At 60.2% G+C, this 14,882-nt stretch carries 17 protein-coding genes and 1 pseudogene; 5 read left to right on the top strand and 13 right to left on the bottom strand.

All coding sequences use genetic code 11. The features are described 5' to 3' along the window. Positions 1-226: 226 nt before the first annotated feature. From AACY36_RS04660 to exbB, 3 genes are read right to left on the bottom strand one after another with little or no spacing between them, the layout of a single operon-like run. Entirely contained in the window at positions 227-976 is a 750-nt protein-coding gene (locus AACY36_RS04660; protein ID WP_339415081.1) for an energy transducer TonB, read from the bottom strand. After that, positions 973-1,398 (bottom strand): TonB system transport protein ExbD, encoded by a 426-nt coding sequence (gene exbD / locus AACY36_RS04655; protein ID WP_339415082.1) that lies wholly within the window; start codon positions 1,396-1,398, stop codon positions 973-975. Before exbD ends, AACY36_RS04660 begins: the two co-directional genes overlap by 4 nt. 6 nt (positions 1,399-1,404) lie before the next feature. Next, entirely contained in the window at positions 1,405-2,373 is a 969-nt protein-coding gene (gene exbB / locus AACY36_RS04650; RefSeq protein WP_339415083.1) for a tonB-system energizer ExbB, read from the bottom strand. Between the two features lie 188 nt (positions 2,374-2,561). Here exbB and AACY36_RS04645 point away from each other — a divergent pair, with 188 nt between their 5' ends. After that, the gene (locus tag AACY36_RS04645; protein ID WP_339496783.1) at positions 2,562-3,413 is read left to right on the top strand and encodes an SDR family oxidoreductase; all 852 of its coding nucleotides are present in this window, start codon (positions 2,562-2,564) and stop codon (positions 3,411-3,413) included. 69 nt (positions 3,414-3,482) lie between these two features. Here the strand turns inward: AACY36_RS04645 and AACY36_RS04640 are convergent, their stop codons facing one another. From AACY36_RS04640 to AACY36_RS04615, 6 genes are all read right to left on the bottom strand, one after another. After that, the gene (locus tag AACY36_RS04640) at positions 3,483-4,223 is read right to left on the bottom strand and encodes a hypothetical protein (RefSeq protein WP_339415085.1); all 741 of its coding nucleotides are present in this window, start codon (positions 4,221-4,223) and stop codon (positions 3,483-3,485) included. Between the two features lie 58 nt (positions 4,224-4,281). Next, complete coding sequence (locus AACY36_RS04635) at positions 4,282-4,662, bottom strand: RidA family protein (protein WP_003176922.1); 381 nt, start codon at positions 4,660-4,662, stop codon at positions 4,282-4,284. A gap of 39 nt (positions 4,663-4,701) precedes the next feature. Beyond that, the gene (gene spoT, locus AACY36_RS04630; RefSeq protein ID WP_339415086.1) at positions 4,702-6,807 is read right to left on the bottom strand and encodes a bifunctional GTP diphosphokinase/guanosine-3',5'-bis pyrophosphate 3'-pyrophosphohydrolase; all 2,106 of its coding nucleotides are present in this window, start codon (positions 6,805-6,807) and stop codon (positions 4,702-4,704) included. Positions 6,808-6,867: 60 nt separating this feature from the next. Continuing rightward, positions 6,868-7,131, bottom strand: a complete 264-nt coding sequence (rpoZ, locus tag AACY36_RS04625; protein ID WP_003176920.1) for a DNA-directed RNA polymerase subunit omega — start codon at positions 7,129-7,131, stop codon at positions 6,868-6,870. Positions 7,132-7,298: 167 nt separating this feature from the next. Then, on the bottom strand, positions 7,299-7,919 hold the full coding sequence (gmk, locus tag AACY36_RS04620; RefSeq protein ID WP_065875477.1) for a guanylate kinase: 621 nt from the start codon (positions 7,917-7,919) through the stop codon (positions 7,299-7,301). Between the two features lie 10 nt (positions 7,920-7,929). Further along, positions 7,930-8,793 (bottom strand): YicC/YloC family endoribonuclease, encoded by an 864-nt coding sequence (locus AACY36_RS04615; protein WP_339415087.1) that lies wholly within the window; start codon positions 8,791-8,793, stop codon positions 7,930-7,932. Positions 8,794-8,980: 187 nt separating this feature from the next. On the opposite strand from AACY36_RS04615, the gene rph reads away from it, so the two are divergent. Together rph and AACY36_RS04605 are read left to right on the top strand one after the other, a co-directional pair. After that, positions 8,981-9,703 (top strand): ribonuclease PH, encoded by a 723-nt coding sequence (rph, locus tag AACY36_RS04610; RefSeq protein ID WP_003213280.1) that lies wholly within the window; start codon positions 8,981-8,983, stop codon positions 9,701-9,703. A gap of 22 nt (positions 9,704-9,725) precedes the next feature. Next, entirely contained in the window at positions 9,726-10,094 is a 369-nt protein-coding gene (locus tag AACY36_RS04605; protein WP_065875476.1) for a DUF4870 domain-containing protein, read from the top strand. Between the two features lie 58 nt (positions 10,095-10,152). Here the strand turns inward: AACY36_RS04605 and AACY36_RS04600 are convergent, their stop codons facing one another. After that, the gene (locus AACY36_RS04600; protein WP_003195493.1) at positions 10,153-10,932 is read right to left on the bottom strand and encodes an exodeoxyribonuclease III; all 780 of its coding nucleotides are present in this window, start codon (positions 10,930-10,932) and stop codon (positions 10,153-10,155) included. An 82-nt stretch (positions 10,933-11,014) separates the two neighbouring features. On the opposite strand from AACY36_RS04600, the gene pyrE reads away from it, so the two are divergent. Continuing rightward, the gene (gene pyrE / locus AACY36_RS04595) at positions 11,015-11,659 is read left to right on the top strand and encodes an orotate phosphoribosyltransferase (protein WP_021492595.1); all 645 of its coding nucleotides are present in this window, start codon (positions 11,015-11,017) and stop codon (positions 11,657-11,659) included. Between the two features lie 179 nt (positions 11,660-11,838). On the opposite strand, the gene argB is transcribed toward pyrE, so the two are convergent. Next, positions 11,839-12,744, bottom strand: a complete 906-nt coding sequence (gene argB / locus AACY36_RS04590) for an acetylglutamate kinase (RefSeq protein WP_017735763.1) — start codon at positions 12,742-12,744, stop codon at positions 11,839-11,841. Positions 12,745-12,763: 19 nt separating this feature from the next. Then, positions 12,764-14,170: pseudogene (locus AACY36_RS04585) on the bottom strand (phosphomannomutase/phosphoglucomutase); the annotation flags it as partial. A 32-nt stretch (positions 14,171-14,202) separates the two neighbouring features. On the opposite strand from AACY36_RS04585, the gene AACY36_RS04580 reads away from it, so the two are divergent. Next, a complete protein-coding gene (locus AACY36_RS04580; RefSeq protein WP_339436650.1) occupies positions 14,203-14,343 on the top strand; it encodes a hypothetical protein in 141 nt (46 codons plus the stop codon). 80 nt (positions 14,344-14,423) lie between these two features. Here the strand turns inward: AACY36_RS04580 and dut are convergent, their stop codons facing one another. After that, complete coding sequence (dut, locus tag AACY36_RS04575) at positions 14,424-14,879, bottom strand: dUTP diphosphatase (RefSeq protein ID WP_003213270.1); 456 nt, start codon at positions 14,877-14,879, stop codon at positions 14,424-14,426. Between the last annotated feature and the right edge of the window lie 3 nt (positions 14,880-14,882).

Raw genomic sequence — 14,882 nt, 5'->3', positions numbered from 1 at the left:
AAGAAAGAAGCCGTGATCGGCAGATGCGCGCCTTGGAACGCAAGGCACGCAAACTTGGATTGCAGCTGGTTAAAGCGGCTTAAATTTTAAGAGCAAAAACAATGAGTTATTTTTTGTTTGATAAGAGCGGGCTTGCCAGCGATGCAAGCACCTCGGTCTATCAGTTGCACCGAGGTGATGCTATCGCATGCAAGCCCGTTCCCACACAAGCTGACTCCTGCAACCTTCAGCGGCGACGCTTCTCAATGTTGTACACGAACGGTGCAACGATCTCGATGCTGCCGCCTTTCAACATATAGGCTGGTGGCTTGGGCAGCGGCTGGGCACGACGGATCATGTCCAGGGTCGCGCGGTCCAGGTCGGCATTGCCGGAGCGGCCCACCAACTCATAGGACAGCACGTTGCCTTCGGCATCCACCACAAACTTCAGGCGGTTCAGGCCTTCTTTGCCACGAGCCTGGGCACCTGGTGGGTACTTCTTGTACTTCTGCAAGTGCGCCAACAGTGCGCCTTCCCAAGACGCTTTGGCGGCGACCTGTTGCGGCGAAGGGCCAGGCACGGGCTGGGCCGATTTTTCCGCTGGCGTGTTAGTCGGTGGAGCGTCGCTCGGCGGTTCCTCGGAGGGTTTCTCCTTGGGTGGCTCGATCTTTTTCTCCACAGGCTTGGGCGGCTGCGGTTTTGGCTTGGGCTTGACCGGCTTGGGCGCCTGGATCGTCGGCTTGGGTGCCTCGGCCATTTTCGGCAGGGGCAGCTCTTCGACCGGTGCAGGCGGTTGCGGCGGCGTGACCACCTTGGGCGGTGCCGGCGGCGGTGGGGCTGGCATCGGTGCCAGGTCGATGACCATGGCGGCCGGTGGCAACTGCACCGTACGCGGCGCTGACCAATGCAGCGCGATAGCGATCGCGACGGCATGCACGCCCAGTACGACGGCGAGGCTGGTGCCATAACGCGTCAGTTTGTGGCGCGTTGTGATCATTTCTTGGCTGCCGTCTCAAGTCCAACCAGGCCTACCTTGAGGTAGCCGGCTGCCCGCAGGGCATCCATCACGCTCATCAGGTCGCCGTAGTCCACGCCTTTGTCAGCCTGGAAGAAGATCGTCGTGTCTTTCTTGCCTTGGGTTTTGGCGTCGAGCACCGGCCCCAGGGCTTCAGTCTTGACTTCTTCTTCACCCAGGAACAAGCGTTGGTCCGCCTTGACGCTGAGGAAGATGGGTTTTTCCGGTCGCGGCGCCGGCTTGGCGCTGGACGCGGGCAGGTCAACCTTGATATCCACGGTCGCCAACGGTGCGGCCACCATGAAGATGATCAGCAGCACCAGCATCACGTCGATAAACGGCGTGACGTTGATTTCGTGGTTCTCGACGAGTTCGTCGTCGCCTTGATTCAAATGCAGGCCCATGGCCGATTACCCCACTTTCACCATGTGCGGTTGCGAGCTGCGCTCGGTAGGCAGGTGATCGAGGTCGCGGCTGACCAGCAGCAGGACTTCTGCCGACGCGTCCGATACCTGGGCCTTGTAGCCGGCAATCGAACGGGCGAAGACGTTGTAGATCACTACCGCAGGAATCGCGGCAACCAGGCCCAGTGCAGTGGCCAGAAGGGCTTCGGCGATGCCGGGGGCAACGACGGCAAGGTTGGTGGTTTGGGTTTTGGCGATGCCGATGAAGCTGTTCATGATGCCCCACACGGTACCGAACAGGCCGACGAAGGGTGCGGTCGAGCCGATGGTTGCCAGCACGCCGGTGCCGCTGCTCATGTTTCGACCGCAGGCCGCCACTAGGCGCTCCAGGCGGAAGGCCACGCGTTCCTTGATGCCTTCTTTTTCGCGGGCGTTGGCCGACAGGCGCATTTCTTCCAGCGCGTCGTGCACCAGGGTGTTGGCCAGAGTGCCTTTCTTGGTCGCGCTTTCGCTCGCTTCCTTAAGGGTGGTGGCCTTTTTCAGGTGGACGATTTCGCTGCGCAGGCGACGCTTGGCACCCAGCAGTTCGAGGCCTTTGGCGATCCAGATGGTCCAGGTGATGATCGAGGCAATGGCCAGTCCGATCATGACGGCTTTCACCACGACGTCGGCGTTCTGATACATGCCCCACGGCGACAGGTCGTGGGCCATGCCCAAGGTGTTGTCTTCTTCCAGAGCTACCCCGGTGTCGTCGGCGGAGGCTGGGTCAGCAGCCTGGGCCGGGTCGGTAGCGGCTGGCGCGGCGGCCGGAGCTGCCGGTGCGGCAGCAGCAGGCGGGGTAGCTGGCGCGGTGGCATCAGCCAAGGCGGCGGTCGGTGCCAGCAGAACGCTGAACAGCAGCGCAGCAATCGCGCGCCAGGCGCGGGACGGGCTGTGAAGCTTGGTTGGCGAAGCGGGGGTTGTATTACGTGTCATGCTGGCCGGACCTGAGTAAAAAAAATGAGTGATCGTCCTTCCAGACCCAAGGGGCCGAGGACAAATGGGCGGTCATTATTGCAAGTAATTCTTGTTAACAAAAGTAATACAGTAACTTTATTTGTGCTTTTTCTGGCCGGCGGTCCACCGAGGCGGCTAACCTAGACCTTTCAATACGGAGTTTTATGATGTCAGCGCCTTCTGTTGTGATTGCCGGCTGTGGCGATGTAGGTAGTCGGCTGGCAAGCCAATTGCTCGCCTCGGGATGGGAGGTGCATGGCTTGCGGCGGGATATTTCGCGGCTCCCTGACGGGGTGATAGGCATTGCTGGCGACCTGTTCAACAAGGATTGCCCTGACACCTGGCCGATCGGCGGGGTGGATTACCTGGTGTACTGCGCCGCCGCGACTGACCACGACGAAGCCGGCTATCGCGCCGCTTATGTAGAAGGGCTGAAACACGTACTGGAGTGGTTGGGCGACTACGGTCAGGAGCCGAAACATTTGTTGTTTGTTTCCAGCAGCAGCGTCTATGGGCAGCAGAATGGAGAGTGGGTCGACGAAACGTCGGAGACTCAAGCCAAGGGTTATTCCGGGCAAGTGATGCTGGAGGCTGAGCAAGTGGCGCTCAATAGTGGCATTCCGGCCAGCATCGTCCGATTGACCGGTATTTATGGACCAGGCCGCGAATGGCTGCTGACCCAGGTTCGCCAGGGCTACCGTGTCGCAATTGATCCGCCTTTATATGGCAACCGGATTCATGCGGATGATGCGGCGGGCTTGTTGGCGTTTTTGTTGCGGCATGTGGAGCAGGGTGGCTCGCTGGATGAGATCTACATCGGCGTCGACGATGCGCCCGCTCCGCTGGCGGAAGTGGTGGCGTGGTTGCGCGAGTATCTGGGTGTGACGGAGTGGTCCGAGGATGCGAGTGTGCGTCGTGCGAGCAGCAAGCGATGCAGTAATCCGCGGGCGAAGGCGCTGGGTTGGACGCCGACCTATCCAACTTACCGCGAAGGCTACGCGGCGATCCTTAAAGGCTGAAACACAGTTAAAAAATATGGGAGCGGCGGTGCGCCGCGCCCACATTTGAATCTGTGTTTGGCTGCTTAATTACTTTTCCAGCAACCACTGCCGCGGTCCGGGCGTAAACGAAGGTACTTCATCCGCTCCCGCAGTATTGATCGCCTGGAAGATTTCCAGCTGCTTGCCCTTGCGCACAAAAATCCACGGGTTGCCCTGGCCGTTGAGTTGCAGCCAGATGCTGTCATAGCCGCCGCTCATCGAGGCGCAATCACCGGCCAGGCACAGCGAGTACCGATCAACATTAGGCAAGCCGACAACCTTGCCGTCAGCCTGGAACTGCACGATGGCGCCGCTACCGAAGCCGTCGGTGATCTTCCAGTCGCCGCCCATGTAGGCCGCGTAAAGCGCACGCTCAAAGTTCGCGCCGATGGGAGCACCGTCCGGCGCGGGGTCCTTGGGGCGGGCAAGCAGCTGTGCTGGCTCGTTGTCGTTGGCCGATTGCAGCAGTTGTTCACCTTTACGCTTGAGCTCGGTGGCTGAGCTGCCGTAGAAGTCTACGCTCCAGGCGCCGGATTTCTCACCCAGCAACTTGCCTTCGGCTACTTCAAAACCGTTGTAGTAGCGCGCCTGCGCGGCCTTGGTATTAACCTCCCATTCGAGGTTAGGGCCATAGCTTTGCAGGGCTTCACGCAAAGGGCCGCCCTTGGCTGCCGCATCGATGGCGATCTGGTTGATCCAGGTGCCGCTCACGTCCAGGTCGGCAGGGTTGCTGGCGCAGCCGCCGAGCAGCAGGGCGAGCAATGATGAGGCTACAAGCGCTTTGCGCATCATGAAATCCTTTTAAAACGAAGTCGGCGCAGCCTATGGGAGGGCCGCGCCGGGTGTTTTACTCGATGACCAGAATCGCGTCCATCTCAACCTGCGCACCCTTTGGCAGGGCAGCAACGCCGATGGCGGCGCGGGCTGGGTACGGCTGTTCGAAGTACTTGCCCATGATCTCGTTGACCTTGGCGAAGTGGCTCAGGTCGGTGAGGAAAATGTTCAGCTTGACGATGTCCTTGAACGAACCGCCGGCAGCTTCAGCAACCGATTTGAGGTTTTCGAAGACCTGCACAGTCTGTGCTTCAAAGCCTTCCACCAGTTCCATGGTCTTTGGGTCCAGTGGGATCTGGCCGGACATGTAGACGGTGTTGCCCGCCTTGATCGCCTGGGAGTAAGTGCCGATCGCGGCCGGGGCTTTATCGCTGGTGATAACGGTCTTGGTCATTTATGACTCCTTGTAAGAGGTGATGACGTATTTGAAGGCCTATGCCCGCATACGGGTGATGCGGATCACACCGATCAGGGCGCGCAGTTTCTTGATCACGCGGGCGAGGTGCACACGGTCGTGCACGCTGACCACCAGCTGGACCACGCTGATGCGACCATCGCGCTCGTCCATGCTGATTTTCTCGATATTGCCGTCGGCCGCGTTGACGCTGCTGGCCAGCAGGGCGATCAGGCCGCGTTGGTGTTCCAGCTCCACGCGCAACTCGACGTTGAATTCGCCGGTGACATCCTTGGCCCACGAGAGCTGGATGCATTTTTCCGGGTTGTGACGGACTTCGGTAATGTTCCGGCAGTTGTCCAGGTGCACCACCATGCCTTTGCCCGCCGACAAGTGGCCGACAATCGGGTCGCCCGGGATCGGCGTGCAACACTTGGCGTAGCTGAGCACCAAGCCTTCGGTGCCGCGAATCGCCAGTGGGCCTTCCGGGCTTGGTAGCTGTTCACCTTCGCCGAGCAAGCGGCGGGCGACGACGTAGGCCATGCGGTTGCCCAGGCCGATATCTTCCAGCAGGTCTTCGATGGTTTCCTGGCGATACTCGTGAAGCATCGCTTGCACGCGCTCTGTAGGAACTTTGTCCAGGGCACTGTCGAAACCATTAAGTACCTTGTTCAGCAGGCGTTCGCCGAGGCTGATGGATTCGGAGCGGCGCTGCAGCTTCAGGGCGTGACGGATATGTGTGCGCGCTTTGCCGGTGACCACAAAGTTGAGCCAGGCTGGGTTCGGGCGTGCGCCCGGTGCGCTGACGATCTCGACCGTGGAGCCGCTTTGCAGCGGTTCGGACAGCGGCGCGAGGCGGCGATTGATCCGACAGGCAATGCAGCTGTTGCCCACGTCGGTGTGCACTGCGTAGGCAAAGTCGACCGCCGTGGAGCCTTTGGGCAGTTCCATGATCCGGCCTTTGGGCGTGAACACGTAGACCTCGTCCGGGAACAGGTCGATCTTCACGCTTTCGATAAATTCGAGGGAGTTGCCGGCACGTTGCTGCATTTCCAGCACGCCCTTGACCCACTGGCGGGCGCGGGCATGTGTGCCTTTGGGCTGCTCGTCGCCGCTGGATTTGTACAGCCAATGGGCGGCGATGCCGTTGTTGGCCATCTCTTCCATTTCGCGGGTGCGGATCTGGATTTCGATCGGCACCCCGTGCATACCGAACAGCGTGGTATGCAGCGACTGGTAGCCGTTGGCCTTGGGAATCGCGATGTAGTCTTTGAAGCGGCCGGGCAGGGGCTTGTACAAATTATGTACAGCGCCGAGCACGCGGTAGCAGGTGTCGACCTTGTCGACGATGATCCGGAACGCGTACACGTCCATGATTTCGTTGAAGGCCCGACGCTTGCCGCGCATCTTCTTGTAGATGCCGTAGAGGTGCTTCTGCCGCCCGCTGACTTCGCCTTCGATCTCGTCGATCGCCAGGCAATGGCTCAGCGACTCTTCGATTTTGTTGACGATTTCCTTGCGGTTGCCCCGGGCGCGTTTGACCGCCTGGTAGATGCGCGCCGAACGCATCGGGTGCATGGCCTTGAAGCCGAGGTCTTCGAACTCGATACGAATGGCATGCATGCCCAACCGGTTGGCGATGGGTGCGTAGATTTCCAGGGTTTCCTTGGCGATGCGCCGGCGCTTTTCGCCGGACAGCACTTCCAGCGTGCGCATGTTGTGCAGCCGGTCTGCCAGCTTGACCAGAATCACCCGAATGTCGCGGGCCATGGCCATGGCCATCTTCTGGAAGTTTTCCGCCTGGGCTTCGGCCTTGGTCTCGAAGTTCATCTGGGTCAGTTTGCTGACCCCGTCGACCAGTTCGGCCACGGTTTCACCGAACTGCGCTTGCAGCGCCTCTTTGGCGATACCGGTGTCTTCGATCACGTCATGCAGCATTGCGGCCATCAGGCTTTGATGGTCCATGTGCATGTCGGCAAGAATATTTGCCACCGCAAGGGGATGCGTGACATACGCCTCGCCACTACGGCGGCGTTGCCCGTCGTGGGCTTGTTCGGCGTAGAAATACGCTCGGCGGACCAGGTTGACCTGGTCTGGGCCGAGGTAGGCCGATAAGCGATCGGCGAGGGCGTCTATGCTCGGCAAAGTGTTAACTCCTGCCGTTGGCTGTGACCCCGCGCCGTTCTACGTCGACCAGGCATAGGCTTAGACGGCCTCGTTGGACTCGTCCTCGAACGCTGCAAACAGCGGTTCGTCTTCAACGATTTCGGCGTTGGCGATGAACTCGTAGCTCATCAGGCCTTCAGCGATTTCACGCAGGGCCACAACGGTAGGCTTGTCGTTTTCCCACTGGACCAATGGCTCTTTGCCGCCAGTGGCCAGTTGACGGGCACGCTTGGTAGAGAGCATGACCAGCTCAAAGCGGTTATCCACGTGTTCTAGGCAGTCTTCAACGGTTACGCGGGCCATGGTATTCCTCGGAGCGAATGCAAGATGCGCGCTGCCCGGTTGGGCAAGCGGACTAAACAGTTTAAAAAATCACCAGCGTTTAGGGAAGCGCTGATTTTTCTCAGGCCCTCGCAAAACCGCTACAAGCGCCAATGTAAAGCCCTTGCAGCGGTTTTGGGAAGAGCCAATCAGCCGAGCAGTTCGGCCAGTAATTTGCCGAAACGCTGTTGTTGGCGCTTTTGCTGGAGCTGGTTGGTGCGGAAAATCGCCTTCAAATCGTCCAAAGCGTGGGCAAAATCGTCGTTGATGATCAGGTAGTCATAGTCGACGTAGTGGCTCATTTCGCTGACGGCCTCACGCATGCGGCCTTCGATGATCTCGTCGCTGTCCTGGCCGCGATTTTTCAAGCGCTGGTGCAAGGCTTCAAGCGACGGCGGCAGGATAAAGATCGAACGCGCCTTGGGCATCAGCTGGCGCACTTGCTCGGCGCCCTGCCAGTCGATTTCCAGAATCAGGTCGTGGCCTTCGTCCAGGGTCTGCTGCAAGTGGCTTTGCGACGTGCCGTAGAGGTTGCCGAAGACTTCGGCGCGCTCAAGGAAGTCGCCGTGCTCGATCATCTTGACGAACTCGGTGCGTTCGACGAAGTGATAGTGCACGCCGTTCACCTCACCCGGGCGCATGGCGCGGGTGGTGTGGGAAACCGAGATGCGGATCTGCTCGTCAGCGTCGGTCAGGGCCTTGACCAGGCTGCTTTTGCCCGCGCCCGAGGGGGCGGAAATGATGTAAAGGGTGCCGGTGCTGTGGGTCATGGAGGTTGCCTTACTCAATATTCTGTACTTGTTCGCGCATCTGCTCGATCAACACTTTGAGGTTGACCGCAGCCGTAGTGCTACGCGGATCGAACGCCTTGGAGCCCAGTGTATTGGCTTCGCGGTTGAGTTCCTGCATCAGGAAGTCCAGGCGCCGACCGGCGGCACCGCCCGACTTGAGCACGCGGCGTACTTCAAGGATGTGCGTGCTCAGGCGGTCGAGTTCTTCGGCGACGTCGCTCTTCTGTGCCAGCAACACCATTTCCTGCTCCAGGCGCGTGGGGTCGAGGTCGGCTTTCATGTCGGTGAAGCGGTCGAGCACCTTCTGGCGCTGGGTGGCGAGCATCTGTGGCACCAGCTCGCGCAGGGTGACCACGTCTTCTTCAATGGAGGTCAGGCGCTCGCTGATCAGGCGCGCCAGTTCGGCGCCTTCGCGCTCGCGGCCGGCCTTGAGTTCCTTCAAGCCCTGGTTGAACAAGGCGAGGGCTTCGGCGTTGAGGGCTTGCGGGTCGGTGGCGTCGGCCACCAATACGCCAGGCCAAGCCAGCACTTCCAGTGGGTTGAGCGCGGCAGGTTGCTTGATCAGGCCGGCGATGGTCTCGGCGGCGGCTACCAATTGCGCCGCACGGTCGCGATCAACCTGCAGCGGCTTGCCGGTGGTTTCCTCGGTAAAGCGCAGGGTGCACTCCAGTTTGCCCCGGGAGATGCCCTGGCGCAGCGCTTCACGCACGGCGCCTTCGAGGTCGCGGAACGACTCGGGCAGGCGCAGATGCGGCTCCAGGTAGCGGCTGTTGACCGAGCGCAATTCCCAGCTCAGGGTGCCTTGTACGCCGGCTTGTTCGACGCGGGCGAAGGCGGTCATGCTGTGCACCATGGAGGTACCTCGCGTTGCAGTCCCGTCAATCACGGGCTGATGGTTAAGAAGGCGCGCGATTGTAGCGCAGTGGGGCGAGCACGCCCAAACGCGAGCATTCGTAACAGGATTTTTTAGCAGTGCCCCGAATCGGCTCGCGGCTCTATAATGCTCGGCAGTTTTTCGTCCTCAGTACAGGTGTCTCCCTATGAAACGTCCAAGTGGTCGCGCTGCCGATCAGCTCCGCTCGATCCGCATCACCCGCAACTACACCAAACACGCCGAGGGGTCTGTACTGGTCGAGTTTGGCGATACCAAGGTGATCTGCACCGTCAGCGTCGAAAACGGCGTACCGCGTTTCCTTAAAGGTCAGGGCCAGGGCTGGTTGACCGCCGAGTACGGCATGCTGCCGCGCGCCACCGGTGAGCGTAACCAGCGTGAAGCCAGCCGTGGCAAGCAAGGCGGCCGCACCCTGGAAATCCAGCGCTTGATCGGTCGTTCCCTGCGCGCAGCCCTGGATATGTCCAAGCTGGGCGACGTGACCCTGTACGTCGACTGCGACGTGATCCAGGCCGACGGCGGCACCCGCACCGCGTCCATCACCGGCGCCATGGTCGCCCTGGTTGATGCACTCAAAGTGATCAAGAAGCGTGGCGGCCTGAAAGGCGGTGACCCGCTCAAGCAAATGATCGCTGCCGTATCGGTAGGCATGTACCAGGGCGAGCCTGTGCTGGACCTGGATTACCTGGAAGACTCGGCCGCCGAGACCGACCTGAACGTGGTGATGACCAGCACGGGTGGCTTCATCGAAGTGCAGGGCACTGCCGAAGGCGCGCCGTTCCAGCCGGCTGATCTGAACGCGATGCTGGCCTTGGCCCAGAAAGGCATGACCGAGATTTTCGAACTGCAGAACGCCGCCCTGGCTGACTGAGTCGGCCTCAAGGAGAAACGCCATGAATGACAGCCAGATGCCGGTGCCTACGCCTTCCTACGAAGTGCGTCAGGGGGCAATGTTGTGCCATCTCGCGGCGTTTCTGGGGTTTGTGTTCCCCTTCGGCAGTGTCGTAGGGCCGCTGATCCTGTGGCAGATGAAGAAGGAAGTGGACCCGTTCATTGATGATCAGGGCAAGGAAGCCCTGAACTTCCAGATCACCGTGGCCATCGCCTGGATGGTTTGCATCGTGCTGGCCTTCGCGGTGGTTGGGTTTTTCCTGATGTTCGCCCTGGCGATCGCCACGGTGGTGCTGACCATCATTGGTAGCATCAAGGCCAACAAGGGGATCGCCTATCGCTATCCCTTGACCTGGCGCGTGATCAAATAATGAACAGGCACAAAAAAACCGACAGCGATGTCGGTTTTTTTGTGCCTGGAAAAAGACCTTAGATGGTCAGTGTCCAGTCGTAGTCCACGATAAGCGGCGCGTGCTGCGAGAAGCGCGGCTGGCGCGGCAGGCGTGCGCTGCGAACGAACCGGCGCAGACCTGGGGTCAGCAACTGGTAGTCGAAACGCCAGCCCAGGTTGAGCATCTCAGCCTGTTCATTGTCCGGCCACCAGCTGTACTGGTCGCCTTCGCGGCTGACTTCGCGCAGGGCATCCACATAGCCCATGTTGCCGACAATCTCGTCCATCCAAGCGCGCTCCGGCGCCAGGAAGCCCGGGGATTGCTGGCTGTCGCGCCAGTTCTTGATATCCAGCTTTTGTTGCGCCACGTACAGCGAGCCACAATAAATGTACTCGCGACGTTTGCGCCGCTGTTTATCCAGATAACGGGCGAAATCGTCCATTAGCTTGAACTTCTGGTTCAAGTCTTCATCGCCGTTCTGCCCCGAAGGGAGCAGCAAGGTCGCGATGCTGACCTTATCGAAATCGGCTTGCAGGTAGCGCCCGTAGCGGTCGGCTGTCTCGAAGCCGAGGCCGCTGATGACCGCCTTGGGTTGCAACCGCGAATACAAAGCCACGCCACCTTGGGTGGGCACTTCGGCATCGCAGGCATAAAGGAAGTAGCCATCCAGTTGGAAGGCTGGGTCGTCCAGTTCAAAGGCGGAGGCGCGGGTATCCTGCAGGCAGATGACGTCGGCATTCTGGGCTTGCAGCCAACTGAGCAAACCACGCTCGACTGCAGCCTGAATACCATTAACGTTCACACTGATGATCCGCATAAATGGCCCCAAAAATCGCGTGCGTGTATGATACACGCCGTCTACCTAATTAGCTAAATCCGTGGTATCTGAGGCTTTTTTCATGCAGGCGTATCAACGCGATTTCATTCGTTTTGCCATCGATCGCGGCGTTTTGCGCTTCGGTGAGTTCACTCTGAAGTCCGGGCGCACCAGCCCGTACTTTTTCAATGCTGGCTTGTTCAACTCGGGTTCGGCCCTGGCTCAGTTGGGTCGTTTCTACGCGGCCGCCATCGTTGAAAGCGGTATTTCCTTCGACGTTTTGTTCGGCCCGGCCTACAAGGGCATTCCCCTTGCCGCCGCGACTGCCGTGGCCCTGGCCGAGCATCACGGGCGGGACCTGCCGTGGTGCTTCAACCGCAAGGAAGCCAAGGCCCATGGCGAAGGCGGCAGCCTGGTGGGCGCGCCGCTCACCGGCGATGTGTTGATCATCGATGACGTGATCACTGCCGGTACTGCCATCCGCGAAGTGATGCAGATCATCGCGTCCCAGGACGGCGCCAAGGCCGCCGGCGTGCTGATCGCCCTGAACCGCCAGGAGCGCGGCAACGGTGAGTTGTCGGCCATCCAGGAAGTGGAGCGCGATTTCGGCATTCCGGTGGTCAGCATCGTCTCGCTGAACCAGGTACTGCAGTTCCTGGAGGATGATCCGCAGCTCAAGCAACACCTGCCGGCTGTGCGTGCGTACCGCGAGCAGTTCGGCGTCTGACACAGTAAATCCTGTGAAGTGGGCGTGTGTGCGGGCTTTCAGTGATACGGGTGCTGACTGATCCACCGCTTTCGCGAGCACGCCCGCTCTCACAGGGGATCTCCCCATTGCTGCAAAATCAGTGTCCAAAAAAAGGCCCCGCTCAATCAAATTGAGCGGGGCCTTTTTGTTTGCAGCGTTTAAGGACGCTTGCGGTTACTGATCAGTGTGCCCACACCCGTGTCGGTGAAGATTTCCAGCAGGATCGCGTTCGGTACCCGGCCATCCAGGATCAATGAGCTGCCCACGCCGCCTTGCACCGCTTCCAGCGCGCAACGGATTTTCGGCAGCATGCCGCCGTAGATGGTGCCGTCGGCGATCAACTCGTCCACTTGTTGAGTGGTCAGGCCGGTCAACACCTTGCCTTCCTTGTCCATCAGGCCGGCGATGTTGGTCAGCAGCATCAGCTTTTCAGCCTTCAGCGCTTCGGCCACCTTACCGGCCACCAGGTCGGCGTTGATGTTGTAGGACTCGCCGTTTGCACCCACGCCGATTGGCGCGATCACCGGGATGAAGTCACCTTTCACCAGCAGGTTCAGCAGGTCTGTGTTGATGCCGATGACTTCACCCACCTGGCCGATGTCGATGATTTCCGGTTGGGTCATCTCCGGCGTCTGGCGGGTCACCGTCAGTTTTTTTGCGCGGATCAGCTCCGCGTCCTTGCCGGTCAGGCCGATGGCGCTGCCGCCGTGGCGGTTGATCAGGTTGACGATGTCCTTGTTGACCTGGCCGCCGAGGACCATCTCCACCACGTCCATGGTTTGCGCGTCAGTGACGCGCATGCCATCGATGAAGTGACTCTCGATCGACAAGCGCTTGAGCAGATCGCCGATTTGCGGCCCACCACCGTGGACTACCACCGGGTTGATCCCCACGGCTTTCATCAACACGATGTCGCGGGCAAAGCCGGTTTTCAGCTCTTCGCTTTCCATGGCATTGCCGCCGTACTTGATCACCAGCGTCTTGCCGACGTAGCGTCGGATGTAAGGCAACGCTTCGGAAAGGACCTTGGCAGTGTTGGCAGCGGCTTCGCGTTCGAGGGTCATTCAGGGCTCCGGTTAAAAATCAGAACGGTAATTGGAGATCAGGGGCAACACGTTTCAACTGGGCGTGGAACACGTCCTTGATGCGCTGCAACTCAGCCTCGGTATCCGCCTCGAAACGCAGGACCAGCACCGGTGTGGTGTTGGACGCGCGAACCAGGCCCCAGCCTTTGGCGTAATCGACTCGCACACCATCAATGGTGGTCAGGTTAGCGCCTTCGCCCCATTGCGCATCGTGCAGTGCGTCAATGATGCTGAATTTGCTCTCCTCGGTCACATGGATATTGATCTCTGGCGTAGAAATATCATTCGGGAAGGTCTGAAACAGTTCTTCGGCCGTGGATTTTTCCTTGCTGAGGATCTCCAGCAGACGGGCGGCGCTGTAAATGCCGTCGTCAAACCCGAACCAGCGCTCCTTGAAGAACACATGGCCGCTCATTTCGCCGGCCAACAGCGCGCCGGTTTCCTTCATTTTCTTTTTGATCAACGAGTGACCGGTCTTCCACATTAGCGGGCGACCGCCATATTCCTTGATCAGTGGCGTGAGGCGGCGGGTGCACTTCACGTCGAAGATGATCTCGGCGTTGGGGTTGCGCGCCACCACATCGCGGGCGAACAGCATCAGCAGGCGATCCGGGAACACGATTTCGCCGGTCTCGGTCACCACACCCACGCGGTCGCCGTCACCGTCGAAGGCCAGGCCCACGTCAGCCCCGGTTTCCTTGACCTTGGCGATCAGGTCCACCAGGTTTTCAGGCTTGCCCGGGTCTGGGTGATGGTTCGGGAAGTTGCCGTCGACGTCGCAGAACAAGGGGATCACTTCGCAGTTCAGGGCTTCGAGCAACTGCGGAGCGATCACGCCGGCCGCGCCGTTGCCGCAGTCCACCACCACTTTCAGGCGGCGTGCGAGTTTGACGTCGCCGGTGATTTCATCAGAGTAGCGCTGCAGGATGTCGACTTTGGTGACGGTGCCCTGGCCGCTGGCCAGGTCGTTGGTCTTCAGGCGGTTGTGCAGGGCCTGGATCTGTTCGTTGGCCAGGGTGTCGCCAGCGATGACGATCTTGAAGCCGTTGTAATCCGACGGGTTATGGCTGCCGGTGAGCATCACTCCGGACTTGCCGGCCAGTACGTTGGCTGCGTAGTACAGCGCAGGCGTCGGCACCAGGCCCACGTCGCTGACATGGCAACCGCTGTCGGCCAGGCCCTGGATCAACTGTTCCACCAATTCCGGGCCGGACAGGCGACCGTCACGGCCGACCGAGACGTTGGGCTCGCCCTGGGCCTGGCTCTGGGAGCCGATGGCACGGCCAATCCAGTAGGCGGTTTCGGCGGTCAGCGTCTTGGGCACCACGCCACGAATGTCATAGGCGCGAAAGATGCTATCGGGGAATGTCGGGGCTACGCGGGCTGCGGTACTCATCGCGGGGGAAACTCCATCTGAAAGGGGCAAGGCTGGCCTTAATGTGGCTGACCGGCAGGCTCAAACTGAAGGGTATGACGGTGTTTTCGGCAGAGAGTTCGTGGTGCAAAAATGCCATCGGCGTGCTGGCTTCGACTTGTTTTCTGCGTAATGCGTTGATTTTTATGGAGAAAAATCGCTGATAAGATCCGCGCATTCTTCGTCCTGAAAGCCCTGCGGTGGCGTCGGGCCGGGCAACGGCGCCCGGCCAGATTCAGCTTAGTCAGTGGCTGCCGGAATGCCCGAACCCGCCCGCACCGCGCTGGGTTTCGTCGAACTCCTCTACCAGTTCGAAATGCGCCTGTACGACCGGCACCAGTACCAACTGGGCAATGCGCTCGCCGACGGCGATGTTGAACGCGGTCTGGCCACGGTTCCAGCACGACACCATCAGCTCGCCTTGGTAGTCCGAGTCGATCAGGCCCACCAGGTTGCCCAGCACGATGCCATGTTTATGGCCCAGGCCGGAGCGCGGCAGGATCAGCGCAGCCAAGCCAGGGTCGCCGACATAGATCGACAGGCCCGTTGGAATCAGAATGGTCTGGCCCGGCTCAAGCACCGTGTCTTGCTTGAGCATGGCGCGCAGGTCGAGGCCGGCGGAGCCCGGGGTGGCGTAGGCCGGCAGCGGGAATTCGTTGCCGATGCGTGGGTCGAGAATCTTGGCTTGCAAAGCGTGCATGGA

The sequence above is a fragment of the Pseudomonas sp. EA_15y_Pfl1_P101 genome (genome assembly GCF_963970835.1).
Lineage (GTDB): Bacteria > Pseudomonadota > Gammaproteobacteria > Pseudomonadales > Pseudomonadaceae > Aquipseudomonas > Aquipseudomonas tritici.
The sequence above is the reverse complement of the archived record's forward strand: the minus strand, read 5'-3'. Positions and strand labels throughout refer to the sequence as shown.